General features: G+C 51.2%; 18 protein-coding genes. 9 read left to right on the top strand and 9 right to left on the bottom strand.

Features of this window, described 5'->3' with window-relative positions:
* The gene (locus M2403_RS01170; protein ID WP_152326341.1) at nucleotides 1-948 is read right to left on the bottom strand and encodes an ABC transporter permease; all 948 of its coding nucleotides are present in this window, start codon (nucleotides 946-948) and stop codon (nucleotides 1-3) included.
* The gene (locus M2403_RS01165; RefSeq protein ID WP_259228338.1) at nucleotides 948-2,531 is read right to left on the bottom strand and encodes an ABC transporter substrate-binding protein; all 1,584 of its coding nucleotides are present in this window, start codon (nucleotides 2,529-2,531) and stop codon (nucleotides 948-950) included. The genes M2403_RS01170 and M2403_RS01165 overlap by 1 nt, the downstream gene beginning before the upstream one ends.
* Nucleotides 2,532-2,749: 218 nt before the next feature.
* Between M2403_RS01165 and M2403_RS01160 the strand changes: the two genes are divergently transcribed.
* Nucleotides 2,750-3,025 carry a cyclic nucleotide-binding protein gene (locus tag M2403_RS01160; protein WP_152325824.1) on the top strand — a complete coding sequence of 92 codons (276 nt, stop codon included), beginning with the start codon at nucleotides 2,750-2,752 and terminating at the stop codon, nucleotides 3,023-3,025.
* Nucleotides 3,026-3,081: 56 nt separating this feature from the next.
* Here M2403_RS01160 and M2403_RS01155 read toward each other — a convergent pair whose 3' ends face one another.
* Both M2403_RS01155 and M2403_RS01150 read right to left on the bottom strand, forming a co-directional pair.
* Entirely contained in the window at nucleotides 3,082-3,972 is an 891-nt protein-coding gene (locus tag M2403_RS01155; protein WP_165057007.1) for a LysR substrate-binding domain-containing protein, read from the bottom strand.
* Between the two features lie 24 nt (nucleotides 3,973-3,996).
* Entirely contained in the window at nucleotides 3,997-5,415 is a 1,419-nt protein-coding gene (locus M2403_RS01150; protein WP_259228333.1) for a PLP-dependent aminotransferase family protein, read from the bottom strand.
* A 168-nt stretch (nucleotides 5,416-5,583) separates the two neighbouring features.
* Here M2403_RS01150 and M2403_RS01145 point away from each other — a divergent pair, with 168 nt between their 5' ends.
* Nucleotides 5,584-5,847, top strand: a complete 264-nt coding sequence (locus tag M2403_RS01145) for a DUF1127 domain-containing protein (protein ID WP_259228331.1) — start codon at nucleotides 5,584-5,586, stop codon at nucleotides 5,845-5,847.
* Nucleotides 5,848-5,911: 64 nt separating this feature from the next.
* Here M2403_RS01145 and M2403_RS01140 read toward each other — a convergent pair whose 3' ends face one another.
* Nucleotides 5,912-7,066, bottom strand: a complete 1,155-nt coding sequence (locus tag M2403_RS01140) for an iron-containing alcohol dehydrogenase (protein ID WP_152325828.1) — start codon at nucleotides 7,064-7,066, stop codon at nucleotides 5,912-5,914.
* A gap of 64 nt (nucleotides 7,067-7,130) precedes the next feature.
* Nucleotides 7,131-9,161 carry a methionine--tRNA ligase gene (gene metG, locus M2403_RS01135; protein WP_208950267.1) on the bottom strand — a complete coding sequence of 677 codons (2,031 nt, stop codon included), beginning with the start codon at nucleotides 9,159-9,161 and terminating at the stop codon, nucleotides 7,131-7,133.
* Between the two features lie 152 nt (nucleotides 9,162-9,313).
* Between metG and apbC the strand changes: the two genes are divergently transcribed.
* The 4 genes from apbC (at nucleotide 9,314) to asmA (ending at nucleotide 13,728) form a co-directional block, all read left to right on the top strand.
* Nucleotides 9,314-10,426, top strand: coding sequence for an iron-sulfur cluster carrier protein ApbC (apbC, locus tag M2403_RS01130; protein ID WP_152325830.1), 1,113 nt, complete (start codon nucleotides 9,314-9,316; stop codon nucleotides 10,424-10,426).
* Between the two features lie 145 nt (nucleotides 10,427-10,571).
* Entirely contained in the window at nucleotides 10,572-11,213 is a 642-nt protein-coding gene (gene udk / locus M2403_RS01125) for a uridine kinase (RefSeq protein WP_120506638.1), read from the top strand.
* A 38-nt stretch (nucleotides 11,214-11,251) separates the two neighbouring features.
* Complete coding sequence (dcd, locus tag M2403_RS01120) at nucleotides 11,252-11,833, top strand: dCTP deaminase (protein WP_152325831.1); 582 nt, start codon at nucleotides 11,252-11,254, stop codon at nucleotides 11,831-11,833.
* A gap of 44 nt (nucleotides 11,834-11,877) precedes the next feature.
* Nucleotides 11,878-13,728 (top strand): outer membrane assembly protein AsmA, encoded by a 1,851-nt coding sequence (gene asmA, locus M2403_RS01115; RefSeq protein ID WP_259228322.1) that lies wholly within the window; start codon nucleotides 11,878-11,880, stop codon nucleotides 13,726-13,728.
* 75 nt (nucleotides 13,729-13,803) lie between these two features.
* Here asmA and M2403_RS01110 read toward each other — a convergent pair whose 3' ends face one another.
* Nucleotides 13,804-15,390, bottom strand: a complete 1,587-nt coding sequence (locus M2403_RS01110; RefSeq protein ID WP_195814549.1) for a TerC family protein — start codon at nucleotides 15,388-15,390, stop codon at nucleotides 13,804-13,806.
* A 463-nt stretch (nucleotides 15,391-15,853) separates the two neighbouring features.
* On the opposite strand from M2403_RS01110, the gene galU reads away from it, so the two are divergent.
* Nucleotides 15,854-16,741, top strand: a complete 888-nt coding sequence (gene galU, locus M2403_RS01105; protein WP_208950271.1) for a UTP--glucose-1-phosphate uridylyltransferase GalU — start codon at nucleotides 15,854-15,856, stop codon at nucleotides 16,739-16,741.
* A gap of 120 nt (nucleotides 16,742-16,861) precedes the next feature.
* Here galU and rfbA read toward each other — a convergent pair whose 3' ends face one another.
* Both rfbA and rfbB read right to left on the bottom strand, forming a co-directional pair.
* Nucleotides 16,862-17,734 carry a glucose-1-phosphate thymidylyltransferase RfbA gene (gene rfbA / locus M2403_RS01100; protein WP_152325835.1) on the bottom strand — a complete coding sequence of 291 codons (873 nt, stop codon included), beginning with the start codon at nucleotides 17,732-17,734 and terminating at the stop codon, nucleotides 16,862-16,864.
* 20 nt (nucleotides 17,735-17,754) lie between these two features.
* Nucleotides 17,755-18,819 carry a dTDP-glucose 4,6-dehydratase gene (rfbB, locus tag M2403_RS01095; protein ID WP_165057018.1) on the bottom strand — a complete coding sequence of 355 codons (1,065 nt, stop codon included), beginning with the start codon at nucleotides 18,817-18,819 and terminating at the stop codon, nucleotides 17,755-17,757.
* A gap of 602 nt (nucleotides 18,820-19,421) precedes the next feature.
* Between rfbB and rfbC the strand changes: the two genes are divergently transcribed.
* Nucleotides 19,422-19,961: a dTDP-4-dehydrorhamnose 3,5-epimerase gene (gene rfbC, locus M2403_RS01090; RefSeq protein WP_152325837.1), complete on the top strand. Its 540-nt coding sequence runs from the start codon at nucleotides 19,422-19,424 to the stop codon at nucleotides 19,959-19,961.
* Nucleotides 19,962-20,040: 79 nt separating this feature from the next.
* Nucleotides 20,041-20,913: a dTDP-4-dehydrorhamnose reductase gene (rfbD, locus tag M2403_RS01085; RefSeq protein WP_259228313.1), complete on the top strand. Its 873-nt coding sequence runs from the start codon at nucleotides 20,041-20,043 to the stop codon at nucleotides 20,911-20,913.
* Nucleotides 20,914-20,915: the final 2 nt, after the last annotated feature.

Genomic DNA, 20,915 nt, shown 5'->3' with positions numbered 1-20,915 from the left:
TTAGCGCGCATGGCGCAGGCGTGGATTACACCAGATCGCCAGTAAATCGGCGGTGGTATTAAGAAAAATGTAGGTGCCGCCAAACAGCAGACCGCAGGCCTGAACGACCGGCAGGTCTCGCTTGGTGACGGCGTCCACCATGTACTGGCCAATGCCCGGATAGACGAACACCACTTCCACCAGAATGACGCCAACCACCAGATACGCCAGATTGAACGCCACGACGTTGATGATGGGCGCGAGGGCGTTGGGCAGCGCGTGCGAGACTACAATACGCCAGCGCGGAATGCCTTTGAGCACCGCGCTTTCGATGTACGGGCTGGACATCACCGCCGTCACCGATGCACGCGTCATGCGCAACATATGCGCCAGCACGACCAGCGTCAGCGTGAGCATCGGCAGGGTGCAGACATAAAGCCGGTCGGCGAACGAAGATGAACTGTCAACCATCGCCAGACTCGGGAACCACGTCAGGCGGATAGCAAAGGCGATCACCAGAATGTAGCCGACGAAAAACTCCGGCACGGAAATGCTGATGAGCGTGAGGGTATTTGCCAGCCGGTCAAACACGGAACCGCGCCAGATGGCGGAAGCGATACCCAGACCGACCGCCAGCGGAATGGCGATCACGGCGGCGTATCCGGCCAGAAACAGCGTGTTCGCCAGACGCGGCAAAAGTTCGTCGCTGATGGCGCGACCGTTCGCCAGTGAATGACCTAAATCGCCGTGCAGAATCCCTGCCAGCCAGTGCAGATAGCGCAGCACCGACGGTTCATCCAGACCCAGTTGCAGCCGCAGAGCCGCCACGGTTTCCGGCGTCGCGCTTTGCCCTAAAATCGCGGTAGCGACGTCGCCGGGCAGCATTTCTGTGCCGATAAAAATCAGCACAGAGACCAGCCACAGCGTGATAATGCCCAACAGGACCCGCTGTAAAATCCGTTTTTTCATCATGCCTCCAGCCAGACGCGCTCGGCCAGACGACCACCCATGAAGTTGAACATCGGATGCGGTTTGATCCCGCCGACTTTTTTGCTGGCGGCATCGAGATAATCACCAAACAACGGGATCATCGCACCACCGTTGTCGCGCACGATGCTTTGCAGCTCGCCATAAATTTCAGCGCGTTTGGCTTCATCGAGCAGTGAACGCGCCTGAAGCAGCAGGGCGTCAAACTTCTCATCTTTCCAGTGCGTGTCGTTCCATTTGGCGGTGGACTGGTACGCGGTTGAAAACATCTGGTCAGCCGTCGGGCGTCCGCCCCAGTAACCCATGCTGAACGGGGCCTTCATCCACACGTCGTCCCAGTAGCTGTCGGCAGGCTGGCGCTTGATGTTGACCTGAATGCCGCCTTTCTGTGCCTGACCCTGGAACAATGCGGCGGCGTCGAGCGCACCGGCAAAGGCGGCGTCAGACGAAGACAGCTCGACTTTCAGGTCGGTTAATCCGGCTTTTTTCAGGTAAAACTTTGATTTGTCCGGATCGTAAACACGCTGCTCGAGGCTGTGGTTGAAGAAACGGTCGGTTTTCGGGATCGGGTGATCGTTGCCCAGCGAGCCGTAGCCGCGCAGTACGGTATCAAGAATTTTCTGGCGGTCGATGCCGTGTTTAATCGCCATGCGCACATCGTTGTTGTTATACGGCGCGACGCTGCAATCCATCAGGAATGTAAAGTGCTGGCCGCCGGAGGAACGGATAATGTTCAGGGCCGGGCTGCGTTTAAGGAAATCGACGGTTTTGAAATCGACGCGGTTGATCGCGTGAACCTGACCGGAAATCAGGGCGTTGGTGCGCGCGGTCGGGTCGTTGATCACCAGCACTTCCACGGCGTCAACAAAGGCGCGATCCGGCTTCCAGTAATTCGGGTTACGTTTGAACAGCGAACGTACACCCGGTTCGTACTGATCAAAGATAAAACCGCCGGTTCCAATCGGGTGCGACCAGTCGGTGAAGCCCGCGGGCACGACCACCAGATGGTAATCTGCCAGCAGGTACGGCAGGTCGGCGTTGCCGCTGTCGAGATTAATCAGAATCTGGTTGTCGCCCTGTTTGGTCAGGCCGGTAATCGGTGCCAGCTGCGTTTTGATGGCGCTTTTGGATTTGTCGCCGCGGTGCAGGTTGATGGAGTAAAGAATATCGTCGGCGTCCAGCTTTTTACCGTTGTGGAAGGTGACGCCATCACGGACGGTAAACACCCATTCGGCTGCGCCCGGTTTGGCTTCCCACGCAGAGAACAGTTCAGGCGTGGCTTTGTTATTTTCATCAATTTCAATCAGGCCATTCATCAGCATATATGCCTGGTTGAGCGGCACCCAGTCGCTGAATAACGTCGGGTCGAGCGTATCACTGGTATTTCCGCCTGACATACCCAGTTTTAATATGCCGCCCTTTTTCGGTTCAGCGGCGAAAACAGAGAAAGGTGAGAAGCCCATGGCACTGGTAATACCCACAGCGGAAGCGCTGGTAATAAAGCCGCGACGGCTAAGTTGTGCATCCTGCATTAATTTCGTCAAAGGGGAATTATTATCTTTCATTAATTTTCTCCATAGTACGTGCTGGAATTTTATAGGTGCAGGCGAAATACTCCGGGTGTTTCAAAGGGGCGAAATGGATTGCCCTGATGATTTATATCAAAACCCCCTGCGGAACTTGCATGAGAATTTATCATGAGGGTATGCGAAAAATGCGCGGCAGAACACCCTGAAAAGCTTTATTTTTCTGAGCTATCAATGACAGGAAAGGGAAGTGGCCGGTGGAGATGCATACGGTTGTCGGTTTAATTGGGGTATTTTGCTACCTTCTTGCCTATGCGCTGGTTCAGATGCGCAGGCTAGCGGTTGATGCTAACAGTTACGCCTATCTTAATATAATCGGCGGTGTGTTTGGCCTGTATTCGTTAAGCCATGATTTTAATCTTGCATCCTGTATTTCACAGTCATGCTGGCTGTTGTTTACATTAATCGGGATGAATTCTGCAAGAAAACGCAGAGTTCTGGAGAAAAATAAAATCCCGCCCGCTGATATATAAATAACATATAAGATTATTATTATTTTCTCCTCCCCGTGCGAAGGGGGAGGAGTTTTTTAAGGCTGTTTCAGCCAGTTAATTACTTTATGCACCACCGGTTTCAGGAACCGGTCTTGTGGCGTCAGCATGTAGCATTTTCCGGCAGCAGCCAGTTTACCCGGATGCGCGGCGACCAGTTGTCCGCTGTTGATGTAATCCTGTACCAGACCTTCCCAGCCCAGAAGAACGCCATCGCCCAGCACCGCTGACTGCACCAGAAACGGGTAGTTGTTGGCGCGCCATGTCCGGCGCGGGGTGACGAAAGTGACATCCTGTGAGGCGAACCAGTCGCGCCAGCCGGTCCATTCCCGTTGCGGATCGTCCTGAATCAGCAGTGTTTGTTCCAGCAAATCCGCCGCGCTGGCACGGGCGGGCAAACGGTTGAACAATTCCGGCGAGCACATCGGATAACAGACTTCATCAAACAGTGCCTGCACGTGATAGCCGGGCGGCGGTTCGCGCAGATAGAAAATAGCCAGATCAAATTCTGATGACTTCAGTTCAGAAAAGCTGTCGGAAATTTTCATCTGGATTTGCAGATCCGGCATCAGCTGGCGTAAAGAAGACAGGCGCGATGACAGCCACAGGCCGCTCATGGCGCTGGTACAGGCCAGCGTCACCTGCGGTAAACCGTTCCAGCCCATGACTTCGGCCGTCGAAAGCGAGATATCGCCGAGCAGTTTTCTTACCTGATGCGCGTAAGTTTCACCGCGCGGTGTGAGCGCGGTTTTGCGCTGCGCCCGCTGGAAAAGTTTGCAGCCGAGCATTTCCTCAAGCTGAATAATCTGGCGGCTGATGGCGCTTTGCGTGAGGTTCAGCTCGTCGGCTGCCCGGGAAAAACTGCAATAACGCGCCACACATTCGAAGGCCACCAGGGTGTTGAGCGGTGGTAACGGTTCTATCTGCACAGTGATGAGTTCTCCGGGATGCGTTTAGCAGCTTTCCAGCATGTATGAAACCATCTGCCCTACCTGCTGAACGGCGCGTTCAGTTTTGGCCGCCAGAGGCTGAGCATAGTTAATACGCAGACAGTTGCGGTATTTCCCTGAAGCGGAAAATATCGAACCGATCGCAATTTGCACAAAATGTTCTTCCAGCAGCCGGTTCAGGCGCTGCGTATCAACGCGTTCGTCCAGCTCAATCCACAGCAGGAAACCACCCTGAGGGCGGCTGACCCGCGTGCCACACGGAAAATATTTCATCACCCAGTCGGTCATGGTGCACAGATTGCGCTGGTACTGATTACGCATTCTGCGCAGGTGCTGAAGGTAATGGCCCTGTTTGATGAAATCCGCGATGGCGATTTGCGGCAGCGTGGCCGACGCGCCGGTGGTGATGTATTTCATGTGCAGGGCGCGGTCGTGATATCGGCCCGGTGCAATCCAGCCGACGCGCAGACCGGGCGCGAGCGTTTTTGAAAATGAGCTGCAAAGCAATACGCGGCCGTCGTCGTCAAACGAAGTAATGGTCGCCGGGCGCGGATACTGATAGGCCAGTTCGCCGTAAACATCGTCCTCGATAATGGCGATATCGTAACGCTGCGCCAGCCTCAGCAGCGCTTTCTTGCGGTCATCCGGCATGTTGTAGCCGAGGGGATTGTTACAGTTTGGTGTGAGCTGGATAGCTTTGATGGGCCACTGTTCCAGCGCCATTTCCAGTGCTTCCAGGCTGATGCCGGTGACCGGGTCTGTCGGAATTTCCAGTGCTTTCATGCCAAAGCCTTTCAGGGTTTGCATCGCGCCGTGAAAACTCGGGGAATCTACCGCCACAATATCGCCGTGTTCGCAAACGGAACGAATGGCGATAGACAGCGCTTCGTGACAGCCGGTGGTGATCAATATATTGCTGGCATCCATATGGCTGCCGCTGTCGATCATCAGGCGCGCAATCTGTTCGCGCAGATCTTCGGAGCCGTAAATGCTGTCGTAGTGAAAGGCATTGAGGTTCTGATGTTGTCCGGCGCGGCCCATCAGACGGCTGAGCGGTTTGAGCGTGGCGGCGGTGACGTCCGGTGAACCGCGCCCCAGCTGAACAAAACCGGGAAGGTGTGGCGAGGTGATCAGCTCCAGAACCTGATCCCACTGGGAAATTTCCACCGGGCGCTGCGTCGGACGACACCCGCTCGGCAGCGCCGCCTGCAACCGGGCTTCCCTGACGAAGTAACCGGATTTCGGACGTGCTTCCACCAGCTGTTTTTCTTCCAGTACGCGGTACGCCTGCTGAACGGTACTGACGCTGACGCCGTGCTCGCTGCTTAAGACGCGCACCGACGGCAGGCGGGTCCCCGCCGAGTACAGCCCCTGTTCGATGCGTTCGCTCAGTACATTCGCCAGATTTTCGTAACGGTTCATTTTCATTCCCTCAACGTCTGCGCAATAAGAGCAGTACAGATGCGTCTAATCTAACGCTGAATCTGTCATTGGATCCAGATCTGTATGGTTGAAATACAAAATAACTGAATCTGTAATGTTTTTGCCGGATGTTAGATCCTGATCACAGGTCGTTAACAGGAGCAGAAAATGAAAAATACCATTGAAGAACGGCAGTTTGCCGCTTGTGAGTCAGTGCGTAGTGCCGAAAGTGTTGCACCGGTAAAGATGCCGGTTAAGCAGGGCGGATGGGTAAAACGGGTGTTCAGTGTTTTACATGCCTGGAATGAGCGCCGCGTCAGCCGCAAACTTCTGCATGCGCTGAGCCCGGAGCAACTGAAAGATATCGGGCTGGCAAGATCGGATATCGATAAAGAGTATCCACGAAGCGTCTGGCCGAACTGGCCGAAATAAATGAGACGTTATAAAAAGGGGAAACGGTGTCGCGTTTCCCCTTCGATTTCTTCAGAAGCGGCTTTTAGTAGCTCAGGCTGAGAATGCGGCGGGCAGCCACCCGATCGATATCTTTGTGTTCGCCCATCGGCAGCAGGTTGAAGCGGGTCAGATTCTCCAGCACTTCTTCAATGACTTTTTCCGGCACGCCGTAAGCGCTGATGCGCGTTTTCACGCCCATATCATCAAAGAAATCGCGGGTTTTATCGATGGCCGCGGTGATACGGGTTTCTTCATCACCGTCGGTCAGCCCCCAGACGCGCTCTGCGTATTGCAGCAGTTTGAGGCGTTTAGTTTCACGTTGTACCTGAAGCAGCGAAGGCAGCAGAACGGCCAGCGTTTCAGCGTGATCCAGATGATAGAGCGCGGTCAGCTGGTGGCCGATGCGGTGCGTTGCCCAGTCCTGCGGCACACCGACGCCAATCAGACCATTCAGTGCCAGCGTTGCCGACCAGGTGACGGTTGAGCGCACATCATAATTTTCCGGATCGGTCAGCGCTTTCGGGCCTTCTTCGATAAGCGTCAGCAGCAGGCCCTCGGCAAAACGATCCTGCACTTTGCCGTAAACCGGATACGTCAGGTATTGCTCAATCACATGCACAAAGGCGTCAACCACGCCGTTGGACACTTGTTTAACCGGCAGCGTGTAGGTTTTTCGCGGATCCAGCACGGCAAACTGCGGGTACAGATGCGCGTCGCTGAAACCCATTTTTGCGCCCAGTGCGACGTTAGTGACCACGGCTGTCGGGTTCATTTCCGAACCGGTCGCCGGTAACGTCATGATGCAACCGAGCGGCATGGCTTTTTCCAGCGGCAGGCGTTTCGACCACATATTCCAGACGTCGCCCTCGTACAGGACGGCGGCGGCGATAAATTTGGTGGCATCCACGACAGAACCGCCGCCAACGGCCAGCAGGAAGTCGATTTTTTTCTCTTTAACCAGCTCAACGGCAATCATCAGGGTTTCGAAATGCGGGTTAACCTCAATGCCGCCAAATTCGAAAATTTCGCGGTCACCGAGAGCTTTGCGCGCTTCATCAATCGTACCGAATTTTTTTGCGCTGCCGCCGCCGTAGGTAATCAGGACGCGGGCGTTGGCCGGAATGTACTGGCCGATATCGGCAATACGCTGTGTACCAAAAAGAACGCGGGTGGGATTGTAGTAATCGAAGTTAAACATAGCAGGAACTCCTTGAACCTCCCCCCGGGGATGAGGGGAGGGGCTTACTGAGAAACGCAGTGGCTTATTTCACCTGCATGCCAGGTTGTGCGCCGGAATCCGGGCTGAGCAGGAAGATGTCTTTTCCGCCAGGGCCTGCGGCCATCACCATGCCTTCAGAAATGCCAAAGCGCATTTTACGCGGCGCAAGGTTTGCGACCATTATGGTCAGACGGCCTTCCAGCGCTTTCGGATCCGGATAGGCAGAGCGGATACCGGAGAAGATCTGACGGGTTTCGCCGCCCAGATCCAGTTGCAGACGCAGCAGTTTGTCGGAACCTTCCACGAAATCAGCGCTTTTGATCAGCGCGATACGCATGTCGACTTTTGCGAAGTCATCAAAGGTGATGGTTTCCTGAATCGGATCATCCGCCAGCGGGCCGGTTGCAGGGGCTTTCGCTGCCGCAATGTCTTCTTTCGATGCATCAACCATGGCGGTCACTTTATCCAGTTCGATACGGTTAAACAGCGCCTTGAACGGATTCACTTGATGAGAAAGCAGCGGTTGTGCAATCGCATCCCACTCAAGCGTGGTGTTCAGGAAAGCTTCTGTGCGTTCAGACAGTGAAGGCAGAACCGGTTTCAGGTATGTCATCAGAACGCGGAACAGGTTGATGCCCATTGAGCAAATCGCCTGCAGGTCCGCGTCGCGGCCTTCCTGTTTTGCCACAACCCACGGCGCCTGTTCGTCTACATAACGGTTAGCCAGGTCAGCCAGCGCCATGATTTCACGGATTGCACGGCCTGATTCGCGGCTGTCATACGCCTGCGCAATACTTTCAGCGGCATCCGTGAAGGTTTTGTACAGCGCTTCATCCGCCAGTTTATCCGCCAGTTTGCCGTCAAAACGTTTGGCGAGGAAACCGGCGTTACGTGAAGCCAGGTTGACCACTTTGTTCACGATGTCTGCGTTAACGCGCTGCACGAAATCTTCCAGATTCAGGTCGATATCGTCGATACGGGAAGACAGTTTCGCGGTGTAGTAATAACGCAGGCAGTCTGCATCCAGATGGTTCAGATAAGTGCTGGCCTTGATGAAGGTGCCGCGTGATTTAGACATCTTCGCGCCGTTCACCGTTACATAACCGTGAACGAACAGGTTGGTTGGCTTGCGGAAATTGCTGCCTTCCAGCATTGCCGGCCAGAACAGGCTGTGGAAATAGACGATGTCTTTACCGATGAAGTGATACAACTCGGTGGTGGAATCTTTCTTCCAGAACTCGTCGAAGTTCAGGTCGCTGCGGCGGTCACACAGGTTTTTGAATGAACCCATGTAGCCGATTGGCGCGTCCAGCCAGACGTAGAAATATTTGCCCGGCGCATCAGGAATTTCGAAACCGAAGTACGGCGCGTCGCGGGAGATATCCCACTGTTGCAGGCCGGATTCAAACCATTCCTGCATTTTGTTCGCGACCTGCTCCTGCAACGCACCGGAACGGGTCCACGCCTGCAACATCGCGCTGAATTCAGGCAAATCAAAGAAGTAATGCTCGGAATCACGCAGCACAGGCGTCGCGCCGGAGACAACAGATTTCGGCTCGATCAGTTCGGTCGGGCTGTAGGTTGCACCACACACTTCACAGTTATCGCCGTACTGGTCTGGCGATTTACATTTCGGGCAGGTGCCTTTAACGAAACGGTCAGGCAGGAACATGCCTTTCTCCGGATCGTACAGCTGAGAAATGGTGCGATTCTTGATGAAACCGTTTTCTTTCAGACGACCATAAATCAGCTCCGACAGTTCACGGTTTTCGTCACTGTGCGTGGAGTGATAGTTGTCGTAGCTGATGCCGAAGCCGGCGAAGTCTTTCTGATGCTCCTGGCTCATTTCGGCAATCATCTCTTCCGGCTTGATACCGAGTTGCTGTGCTTTCAGCATGATCGGTGTGCCGTGCGCATCGTCCGCACAGATGAAGTGCACTTCATTGCCACGCATTCGCTGGAAACGAACCCAGACGTCAGCCTGGATATGCTCGAGCATGTGACCGAGGTGGATGGATCCGTTGGCGTACGGAAGTGCACAGGTTACCAAAATTTTTTTCGCGACTTGAGCCATAGTAAGAGCTTGCTTTCTGTTGTTGAAATCAGGGGCATTGATGTTAACCGAAAGCGCCGCCCCGCGTAAACAAACGGGGGGATCTCCTTACGTGTGTTCTGTTATGCTTAGGGTAAATAACTAGTCTGATAACCAGTTTTCAAGGAGCCGGGATGACATCTCAATCCCCACAGCAGACCACACCCGCAGGGCTGCGCGCACTCGTGACCGGCGTACTGGCCACCTTCCGCCATTCAACACTTCAAAAAGATTTAGCTGCGATAAAAGCGGTGCATCATTGCGTGCTGATGGACGAAGTTCTGCATATCGATCTGACGCTGCCGTTTGCCTGGAACAGCGGTTTCGAGGTGCTCAAAGATGAAACCAGCGGTGAATTGCTGCGGGTTACCGGCGCTTCGGCCATTCAGTGGAACCTGCGTCACGATATCGCCACGATGAAACGTGCCAATGATCAGCCCGGCATTAAAGGCGTACGCAATATTCTGGCGGTCAGCTCAGGCAAAGGCGGCGTGGGTAAATCCACCACGGCGGTGAATCTGGCGCTGGCGCTGGCCGCGGAAGGCGGAAAAGTCGGTATTCTGGACGCGGATATCTATGGCCCGTCGGTGCCGAACATGCTGGGCACGGAAGAAGAGCGTCCGACATCACCGGATGGTGTACATATGTCGCCGATTATGGCGCACGGACTGGCGACTAACTCCATTGGTTATCTGGTCACCGACGAAAATGCGATGGTGTGGCGCGGCCCGATGGCCAGCAAAGCGCTGATGCAGATGTTGCAGGATACGCTGTGGCCGGATCTCGATTATCTGGTGATTGACCTGCCGCCGGGCACCGGCGATATCCAGCTGACGCTGTCGCAAAATATTCCGGTGACGGGCGCGCTCGTGGTGACCACGCCGCAGGACATCGCGCTGCTCGACGCTATGAAAGGCATTGTGATGTTTGAGAAAGTACATGTGCCGGTGTTAGGCATTATCGAAAATATGAGCATGCATGTGTGCAGCAACTGCGGGCATCATGAACCGATTTTCGGCACCGGTGGCGCACAACGTCTGGCCGAAAAATACCGTTGCGAATTACTGGCTCAGTTACCGCTGCATATTTCGCTGCGCGAGGATTTGGATCGCGGCGAACCGACTGTTGTCTCTAATCCTGAAAGCGAGTTCACGACGATTTATCGCGAACTTGCGTCAAAAGTGGCGTCGCAGCTGTTCTGGAAAGGCGACGCGATTCCGACAGAAATCGCTTTCCGGGCGGTTTAATCTCCCAACTCTGCGAATTATTGCCCGATGTCAGCGATTACACCGCCTTAACGCTGGCATCGGGTAGTGTGTTGTACTTATAATTGGCGCGTTCAAAGCACACGCTGTGCTTGCCTTCCAACTTCCAAATCAGGTCTTTAATTTTATGTCTGACAAATTCCATCAGTGTGTCATCGTGGGTATCGCTGGCGCATCTGCTTCGGGAAAAAGCCTCATCGCCAGTACGTTATACCGTGAACTTCGTGATCAGGTAGGTGATGAGCATATCGGGGTGATCCCGGAAGATTGCTACTATAAAGACCAAAGCCATATGACCATGGAAGAACGGGTCAAAACCAACTATGACCATCCCAGTGCCATGGATCACAATTTGCTGTTCCAGCATTTGCAGGCAATGAAGTCAGGTCAGGCTATCGAATTACCGAGTTACAGTTTTATCGAACATACCCGTCTGGCTGAGACCGTGACGCTCAAGCCTAAGAAAGTCATTATTCTGGAAGGGATCCTGTTACTGACCGACGTGCGTCTGCGTCAGGAAATGAATTTCTCTATCTTCGTGGATACACCGCTGGATATCTGCCTGATGCGCCGCATGAAGCGCGATGTCAACGAGCGTGGTCGCTCTATGGATTCCGTGATGGCGCAATACCAGAAAACTGTCCGTCCAATGTTCCTGCAATTTATCGAACCTTCAAAACAATACGCAGACATCATTGTGCCGCGTGGCGGTAAAAACCGGATTGCGATTGATATTCTTAAGGCGAAAATCAGCCAGTTCTTCAACTAATCGCGGAACAATCCGTAGAAAACCACACCGGAGATACGATGAGACTTTGCGATCGAGATATAGAAGCCTGGCTGGACAGCGGCAAATTAGGCATTTCACCCCGTCCGCCGGTTGAGCGGATTAACGGTGCAACGGTAGATGTGCGTCTGGGTAACGGTTTTCGCGTTTTCCTCGGCCATAACGCTGGCTTTATCGATCTGAGTGGCCCGAAAGACGAAGTAAGCGCGGCGCTGGACAAAGTGATGAGCGACGAAATCGTTCTGCCGGAAGGTGAAGCTTTCTTCCTGCATCCCGGCGAACTGGCACTGGCGGTCACTTTTGAATCCGTCACCATTCCGGATGATCTGGTGGGCTGGCTCGATGGGCGTTCTTCACTGGCGCGTCTGGGCCTGATGGTACACGTCACAGCACACCGCATCGATCCGGGCTGGAAAGGTCGCATCGTCCTTGAGTTCTACAATTCCGGTAAACTGCCTCTGGCGCTTCGCCCGGGTATGCTGATTGGCGCGTTAAGCTTTGAACCGTTGTCCGGTTCAGCTGCACGCCCTTATAACAGCCGTCAGGATGCGAAATACCGCGACCAGCAAAGTGCAATTGCCAGTCGTATTGATAAAGACTGATTCTGTTTTTTATCGGCGTGAGCGGATGAAAACGTGAGGAAGGCATGAGAAGACTACTGACAACACTGGTGATTTTACTGGTGGTTATCATTGCCGGCATGACTTCGCTGGTATTTCTGATCAACCCGAACGATTTCCGTCAGTACATGGTGGAAAGGGTTGAGGTGAAAAGCGGTTACAAGCTGGCCATTAATGGTTCGCTGCGCTGGCACGTCTGGCCGCAGCTGAGCATTATTGCCGGGCAGACATCGCTCACCGCGCCGGGTGCGAAAGAACCGGTAGTCAGTGCTGAAAATATGCGACTGGATGTCAAACTCTGGCCTCTCATTTCTCATCAGCTCGCCGTAAAGCAAGTTTTGTTTAAAAATGCGATTATCCGGTTAACGCCGGATACCGAAGAGAATCAGCCCGATGCGCCGGTTGCTCCATCTTCTCCGGTTCCTGTGGCGCCCGGTGCGTCTGAGCTGGACGCTGGCTGGAAGTTCGACATTGATAAAATCAGCATCGCCGACAGTTTGCTTATCTGGCAGCGTGGCGACGATGAACAAATCAATGTGCGCGACATTAATCTCGAAATTGATAAAGACGACAACCGGCAGGCTTCTGTCCAGCTTTCCAGCCGCATCAATCGTAATCAGCGTGATTTAGCCTTCACGATGAATGCGGAACTGGATATGCAGCATTATCCGCAGGCCTTTGCTGCCAACATCAGCAAATTTACCTATCAGCTGAGCGGCGCGGATATTCCGGTTAAAGGCATTCAGGGCAACGGTTCGATGCAGGCGAGTTATCAGCGGGAGACTGATGCTGTGACGCTCAGCCAGATGGCGCTGACCGCCAATGATAATCAGATCTCCGGTACGGCTTCGGCCACGCTGGGCGATGAACCGAATTATCAGCTGAACCTGAACGCGGAAAAACTCGATCTGGATGCGCTTTCTGGCTGGCAGCCGAAAACAACGGAAGAGACAGCCACGACTTCTCAGGCCATTACGTCGGCACCGGTTATTGCGCGCGACATAGATGAACAACCCAACGGGCTGAGTGAACTTCAGACATTCAATGCACACCTGGCGCTGAAAGTGGCTGATCTTACTTACCGTGGAATGAAAATTCAGAACCTGGCGCTCGAAGCTGATAATCAGCAAGGGCAGGTTTTGCTGTCGACGTTCAGCGGCAACATGGGTACCGGCAATTTCTCACTGCCAGGCAAAATGGATGTGACGGGCAAGAAAATTCAGGTTCAGTTGGTGCCTGACGTCAACAAGATTGAGCTGGGCGATTTGCTTTCGGCATATGAGTTGCCTAAGGCGCTGACCGGCAACTTCTCGCTGAAGGGTAATGTGAGCGGTGAAGGCCTTTCAGCCGCTGATTTCGCGCGGCACTGGCAGGGCGATGGCCAGATTTCAATGGATAATGCGCGTCTGAATGGCATGAATATTCAGCAGCTTATCCAGCAGGCTATTGCGAGAAACAGCGACAAAGTTCAGGGCCTCGACCGTTACGAGCACTACAGCCAGATTGATACGCTGAATGCGAAAGGTCATCTTGCCGATGGCACGCTGACGCTGAGCAATATGGAAGGAGTGTCGCCGATGGTCACCGGCAAAGGTGACGGCACCATTAATATGGCTGCACAGCAGGTGGATTTGAATCTGCTGATCCGCGTAACCGGCGGCTGGAAGGGCGACAGCAATCTGATCAATACGCTGAAAACGACCGATATTCCGCTGCGCGTGTACGGGCCGTGGTCGCAGATGCATTATCAGTTGCAGGTTGACCAGATATTGCGTCAGTCACTGGAGCAGAGCGCCCGCAGCGCTATCCAGAACTGGATTGATAAACGCAAAGACAGTAAAGCCGGTGATGAAGTGCAGAAGATATTGAAGAAGTAACATCGGATTAGCCGGGAATAAAAACGGGGTGCTCAATGGCACCCCGTTTTTTTGGTCACGCTTACCGCGAAGAAATCAGACTTCGTAATCGTCGGACACCGGCGGATTGAGCGGGGTGATCTTCACTTTTAAAATCCGGTGACTGCTGACTTCCAGTGGTTCATACAAATAATCGTTAATTTTTATCTGTGCGCCGACCTGCGGAATGCTCTGGGTATATTCCATCAGTAAACCGGCCAGCGTGTGGTATTCGCGCTTATCATCGAGCGGCAGGGGGATGTACATTGCCAGATCCTCGAGCGGCATATAGCCATTCGCAATCCAGCTTCCGTCTTCCTGCTGCTGGATATCGTGGCGTGCATCCGGCAACTCATCAGATTCCGGCAGATTCCCGGCAATGGTTTCCATCACGTCAGTCAGCGTCACGATGCCTTCGACAGAACCAAACTCATCCACGACAAAAGCAAAGTGCGTTTTCGCCTGACGGAACTGTTCAAGCGCCATCAGCAATGAAAGCTGCTCCGGGAAGATCAAGGGTTGGCGGATCAGTGCCTTAAGATCTAACTCATTTTGCAGCAGCTGCTGTTTAAGCAAGTCAACAACATGAACAACACCCAGCGGCTCGTCGGTCGAGCTGTCTTCCGTCACCAGAATGCGTGTGTGCTGATTCTCGGCAATCTGATTTCTCAGGACATCAATGGGGTCATTCAGTTCGAGATTATCGACGTCATGACGCGAGGTCATTACGCTGCTGACCGTGCGCTGCCCCAGCCCCAGAACGCGTTCAATCATGTTGCGTTCCTGCTGGTTGAAAATGGCGTCTTCTTCAGTGCTGTCCGCAATCATGCTGGACGAATGGGCATCCAGTTCAGCCTCTTCATGCTTGCCGCGTAAAACGCGCAGAACCGTCTCCGCCGTGCGTTCACGCAAAGAACGACGCGATGACAGAAAGCGTTTGCGGTTAAATTGTGCCAGCTGATTGAGCGCTTCGATGATCACCGAGAAACCGATAGCCGCGTACAAATAGCCTTTAGGAATCGCGTAGCCAAAGCCTTCGGCGACCAGACTGAAGCCGATCATCAGCAGGAAACTCAGACATAAAATAACGATAGTGGGATGCGCGTTCACAAACTTAGTCAGCGGCTTGCTGGCCAGGAGCATCAGCCCGATGGCGATACAGACTGCCGCCATCATAACGGCCAGATGATCCACCATACCAACGGCGGTAATCACCGAGTCGAGGGAAAATACCGCATCGAGCACCACGATCTGCGCCACGACAGGCCAGAATCTGGCACCGCTTTGCTGCTGGCTCTGCTCTTCATCTTTACCTTCCAGGCGCTCATTGAGCTCCATGGTGGCTTTAAACAGCAGGAACACGCCGCCGGTCAGCATAATCATGTCTCGGGCGCTGAACGGATGCCCGAGTAAAGTGATGAGAGGGCGGGTGAGGGTCGACAGCCAGGAAATTGACGCCAGTAACAACAGGCGCATCACTAATGCCAGCATTAACCCTGTGACGCGGGCTTTGTCGCGCTGCCGGCGGGGAAGCTTTTCTGCCAAAATGGCGATGAAAATCAGGTTGTCTATCCCTAAGACAATTTCAAGGATTACCAGGGTAGCCAGCCCGGCCCAGATTGACGGATCGGCGATCCATTCCATATTGCTTGTTTCACCTTTAGTTACACGACGATTGTCGCACGTTGAATAATGGGCGTCAGAGGGCGAAATTTCAAATCTAAATCAGCGTGCTACCGCATAGCGTGATGGAAATGAAACAGGTGCGGTTGCTGTGCGGTAAAGTTTAACGGGATGTTTTGGAAAGCAGCAAATTGTGTGCAGAAAATCAGCGAACAGGTTCAACATTCCTAATTTTAAGTCTTTAGCTTACCGTTATGTGCTGCTTGCTGGTATCGTAATGGCATACACAGAATGGTGCTGGAGTCCTAAAGTCAGCAGTATAGTCTCCCTAAACGAAATCACAGGGACTATACTCAGGGAAGAAAATATCGTGCTGGGAAATTAATTTGTTTATACAATTTCAGTTCAGTGAATGCCCTGACATGTTTGGCTCCCCAACTGACTGAATTTACACACCAATAGGTTTCAAGGAGTATCTTCTACAATGTTAAAAGCTGTTATCCCTGTTGCCGGTCTGGGCACACGTATGTTGCCAGCGACGAAAGCCATTCCAAAAGAAATGTTGCCTATCGTCGACAAGCCTTTAATCCAGTACATCGTTAATGAATGTGCGGCGGCGGGCATCAAAGAGATCATTCTCGTCACGCATTCTTCCAAAAATGCCATCGAAAACCACTTCGATACTTCATTCGAACTGGAAAGCATGCTGGAAACCCGCGTTAAGCGTCAGTTGCTGGAAGAAGTGCAGTCAATATGTCCGAAAGGCGTGACTATCATGAACGTGCGTCAGGGGCAGTCTAAAGGCCTTGGACATGCCGTTCTGTGTGCTAAACCTTTGATTGGTAACTCACCTTTTGCGGTTATCCTTCCAGACGTTCTGATGGATGATTCAACCAGCGATCTGCGTAAAGACAACCTTGCAGCAATGCTTCGCCGTTTCAAAGAGACCGGCAACAGCCAGGTTATGGTTGAAGAAGTGCCTGAAAAAGACGTGTCCAAATACGGTATCGTGAACTGTAATGGTGCGGAAGTTGAGCCGGGCGAAAGTGCGCCAATGACTGCCATCGTTGAAAAACCTGAATTGAAAGATGCGCCATCTAACCTCGCGGTTGTGGGGCGTTATGTTCTTTCCGAAGCTATCTGGCCACTGCTGGCAGTAACGCCATACGGTGCAGGTAATGAAATCCAGTTGACGGATGCCATTGCTATGCTGATGAAAAAACAAACTGTAGAAGCTTTCTCCATGACTGGCCGTTCACACGACTGTGGTGACAAACTCGGTTATATGAAAGCGTTTGTTGAGTATGGCATTCGCCATAACTCACAAGGTGAAGCGTTCAAGGCGTGGTTGAAAGAGTTTGTAGAAGAGTAGATACTTATCCAATGCGAACAAAAAAAAGCACCGAATTACCGGTGCTTTTTTATATCTGATTTCCAGAAGCGCTATTTTAAACAATCCTGGATGTTTGAGAAATTTAGGTAAACCTTACTCTTACTTCTGTTCATTTAGCAGTTGGGTCAGATAGGTTCCGTAAGCTGTTTTACTCATTAAAGCAGCTTGTTCAGCAACACGTTCTTTGCTGAGCCATCCTTTACGGAATGCGATTTCCTCAAGACAGGCTACTTTGAAACCCTGGCGCTTCTCGATGGTATGGACGAATTGCGAAGCTTCTATCAGGCTGTCATGTGTGCCGGTATCCAGCCACGCAAAACCACGCCCCAAAAGTTCGACTTGCAGTTGACCCTTCTCAAGATACATTTCGTTTAATGTGGTTATCTCAAGTTCACCGCGATGAGATGGCTTCACTTGTTTAGCCATTTCTACAATGTTGTTGTCATAGAAATAAAGCCCGGTTACTGCCCAATGAGATTTTGGTTTTAATGGTTTTTCCTCAATGGAAAGTGCCTTGAAATCCTTATCAAATTCAACCACGCCAAAGCGCTCAGGATCTTGTACCTGATAACCGAAGACCGTAGCGCCAGTCTCTCTTTTGGAAACGGCTTCGAGTTGTTTGCCAAAGCTTTGACCAAAATAGATATTGTCGCCGAGAACCAGTGCGCAACGCTCACCGTTAATAAATTCTTCACCGATGATAAATGCCTGGGCAAGACCGTCGGGAGAAGGTTGCACGGCATATTCCAATTTAATACCGAACTGCGAACCATCACCCAGTAAACGCTTGAATGACGGCATATCTTCAGGAGTAGAAATGACCAATATCTCATTAATCCCTGCGAGCATTAGCACCGATATTGGATAATAAATCATCGGTTTATCATAAATTGGCAGCAGTTGTTTAGATACACCGCGTGTCAGGGGGTACAGGCGTGTGCCTGAACCACCGGCTAAAACGATACCTTTCACTTAATTATTCTCCTCAAATATTAGTCAGTCAGGCCTAAACGTTCACCGGCATAGGAACCATCCTGAACACGGCGCCACCAATTTTCATTGTTCAGATACCATTCGACCGTTTTCCGGATACCGCTTTCGAAAGTTTCCTGCGGCTTCCAGCCTAATTCTTGATCAATCTTAGTTGCATCAATTGCGTAGCGCATGTCGTGACCAGGCCGATCTTTGACGAAAGTGATGAGCTCTGAAAAATGGGTGATGCCTGCCGGTTTATCTGAAATCAGTTCATCAAGCAGTCCGCAGATTGTCTTAACAACATCAATATTTTTGCGCTCGTTATGACCACCAATGTTATAGGTTTCGCCTACCACACCTTCGGTTACCACTTTATAAAGTGCGCGGGCATGATCTTCTACAAACAACCAGTCCCGAATTTGGGCTCCATCACCGTAAACAGGCAACGCTTTACCCGACAATGCGTTAAGAATGATGAGGGGAATGAGTTTTTCAGGGAAGTGATAAGGACCGTAATTATTTGAACAGTTTGTCACAATAGTAGGGAAGCCGTACGTGCGCTGCCATGCACGAACAAGGTGATCGCTTGAGGCTTTTGACGCAGAGTAAGGGCTGCTTGGTGCGTACGGTGTCGTTTCAGTGAAAAGATCTGTAGTACCGTGCAAATCACCATACACTTCATCCGTCGAAATATGATGGAAGCGGAAAGCTGTTTTTTTCTCTTCAGACAACGAACTCCAGAAATGCCGAGCTGCCTCAAGAAGAACGTAAGTACCCACGATGTTAGTTTCGATAAAAGCTGCTGGCCCATCAATTGAACGATCAACATGGCTTTCAGCTGCGAGATGCATAACAGCATCAGGTTGAAAGGTTGCAAAAACAGCATCAAGGGCTGAACGGTCACAGATATTTACCTGAGCAAACTCATAACGGCTGTTATCCGAAACAGAAACGAGCGATTCAAGATTACCTGCATAGGTAAGACTATCGACCACCAAGACATTATCATGCGTATTATCAATAACGTGACGAACAACTGCTGAACCGATGAAACCGGCACCACCGGTGATCAAGATTTTCATATATACGTACTCATTTATGAAGTGTTAGCTTTTTGACATGCTCAAAAAATCAGCTATTTCGCTTTAGCTTGCGAAGAACAACATAGCGTAGCGCAGAGTCAGGGTAAGCGCAGCTATAATCAGGTTATTCTAGCGTTTTTGAGCTAAATATTTCGAGGTGCTTAAAATAAATTAAACACGCCAGATATCTGATTAAAAAATGCTCCTAATGGTTGAGCCTGACTACCATTGAATCCTGTGGCAAAACGTGTGGAATATCATATTACTTGTCGGTAAAAGTTCTCGTAGGAATTGTCCAATTTTCAGCACAAATGAAGCTTCGTGAGGGAATAAAAATGCTTTCAATTGCTGCAGAGTGTCTGGCCTGGATGCTGGATCATCCAAACTCGTAGAACAAAGTACAGTAAAGATGCATTTAGGCGATTAAGGGAGCTTTTAGCCAGATTCTGAGTGAGCCATAAGAGTCATTTGTGGTAGGATTTTTAGAAAATTGAGCAAGGCGGATTTCGCTCAAAATTTCCTTTGTACAAGTTACAGCGACTGCTGTTCATACAAGAGAGTTGAGTATCGCCTGATAATTGTATAACGAGTGAGCTATAAAAATGAAAGTGACTGATACAGACGTTATTGGTGTGAAGTTAGTTGAACCTAAAGTGTTTGGTGATGAACGTGGATTCTTTCTTGAGACTTTCCAGCAAGACCGCTATCGGGAAATGTTGGATATTGATCTGGATTTTGTTCAGGACAATCATTCACGATCCTCCCGCAATGTCCTTCGTGGCTTGCACTTCCAGACGTCAAAACCGCAGGGTAAACTTGTACGTGTAGTGCGAGGTGAAGTATTCGATGTCGTAGTTGATATTCGTCCTGAGTCCGCAACATTTGGCAAGTGGGTTGGTGTCCATCTTTCAGAAAGTAATAAGAATCAACTATGGGTACCACCCGGCCTTGCCCATGGATTTGTTGTGATTTCAGACTTCGCCGATTTTGAGTATAAATGCACTGATTACTATGATCCGAAAAATGAAGGTTGCTTGATCTGGAACGATCCGGAAGTTGGGATTCAGTGGCCGGTTAGTGAACCCTTGCTCTCTGCAAAAGATGCATTGGGTCAAAGTTTTTCAGAACTTTTTAAGATTTGATTTGCTTTCAAAGGCCTTGGGCTTTGGCTTGAGGCATTAATACAAGAACACTATAAAATTCTATAGGTACTATAACCAAATGAAATTATTGATCGTAGGATGCGCGGGCCAGGTTGGTAAAGAATTGGTGCGACGAGCTCCGGCTGAATGGGAGGTAAAAGCTGTTGACAGGCAAGAGCTTGACATTACCGATCACCGTAAAGTAATGAGTGTTGTCAGCGAGTTACGCCCTAACGCGATTATTAATGCTGCTGCCTATACTGCTGTTGATCGTGCAGAATCTGAACGTGAATTTGCCTATTTAATCAATAGCACAGGCGCTGAAAATTTGGCAATTGCAGCGCAAAAGGTTGATGCTTCTTTTCTACATATATCGACTGACTATGTTTTTTCTGGAGACCATGAGGGATGCTATGTGGAAACAGATCTCACAGGGCCTACCGGAGTTTATGGCGCAAGCAAATTGGCCGGTGAACAAGCTGTTGCCATGGCTTGCAAAAAACACATTATTTTGCGCACTTCATGGGTGTTCGGTGAATATGGCAACAATTTCGTAAAGACCATGCTGCGACTGGCGAAAGACAGGGAGCAATTATCTATTGTTGGGGATCAATTCGGTAGTCCAACTTATGCCGGAGATATTGCGGAAACTCTGATTGCAATATCCGGTCAACTGAAAACTGAAGACGAACGTTGGGGCGTGTATCACTATTCAGGGTATCCTTATACATCGTGGGCAGGTTTTGCAGCAGAAATCTTCACCTCAGCTACAAAGCATTCAGTTCTCGCTAAATCGCCTTCTATACTAAATATTAAAACTTTTGAATACCCGACGCCTGCCAAACGCCCTTCCAATTCCAAACTTGATTGTGCCAAGTTATTGAAAAAGTTCAATATTGCACCAAGTGATTGGCAAAAAGCACTTGAAAATATCAATGCGTACAATGGGTGAAA

Source organism: Rahnella sp. BIGb0603, assembly GCF_024808755.1.
Classification (GTDB): Bacteria; Pseudomonadota; Gammaproteobacteria; order Enterobacterales; family Enterobacteriaceae; genus Rahnella; species Rahnella contaminans.
The sequence above is the reverse complement of the archived record's forward strand: the minus strand, read 5'-3'. Positions and strand labels throughout refer to the sequence as shown.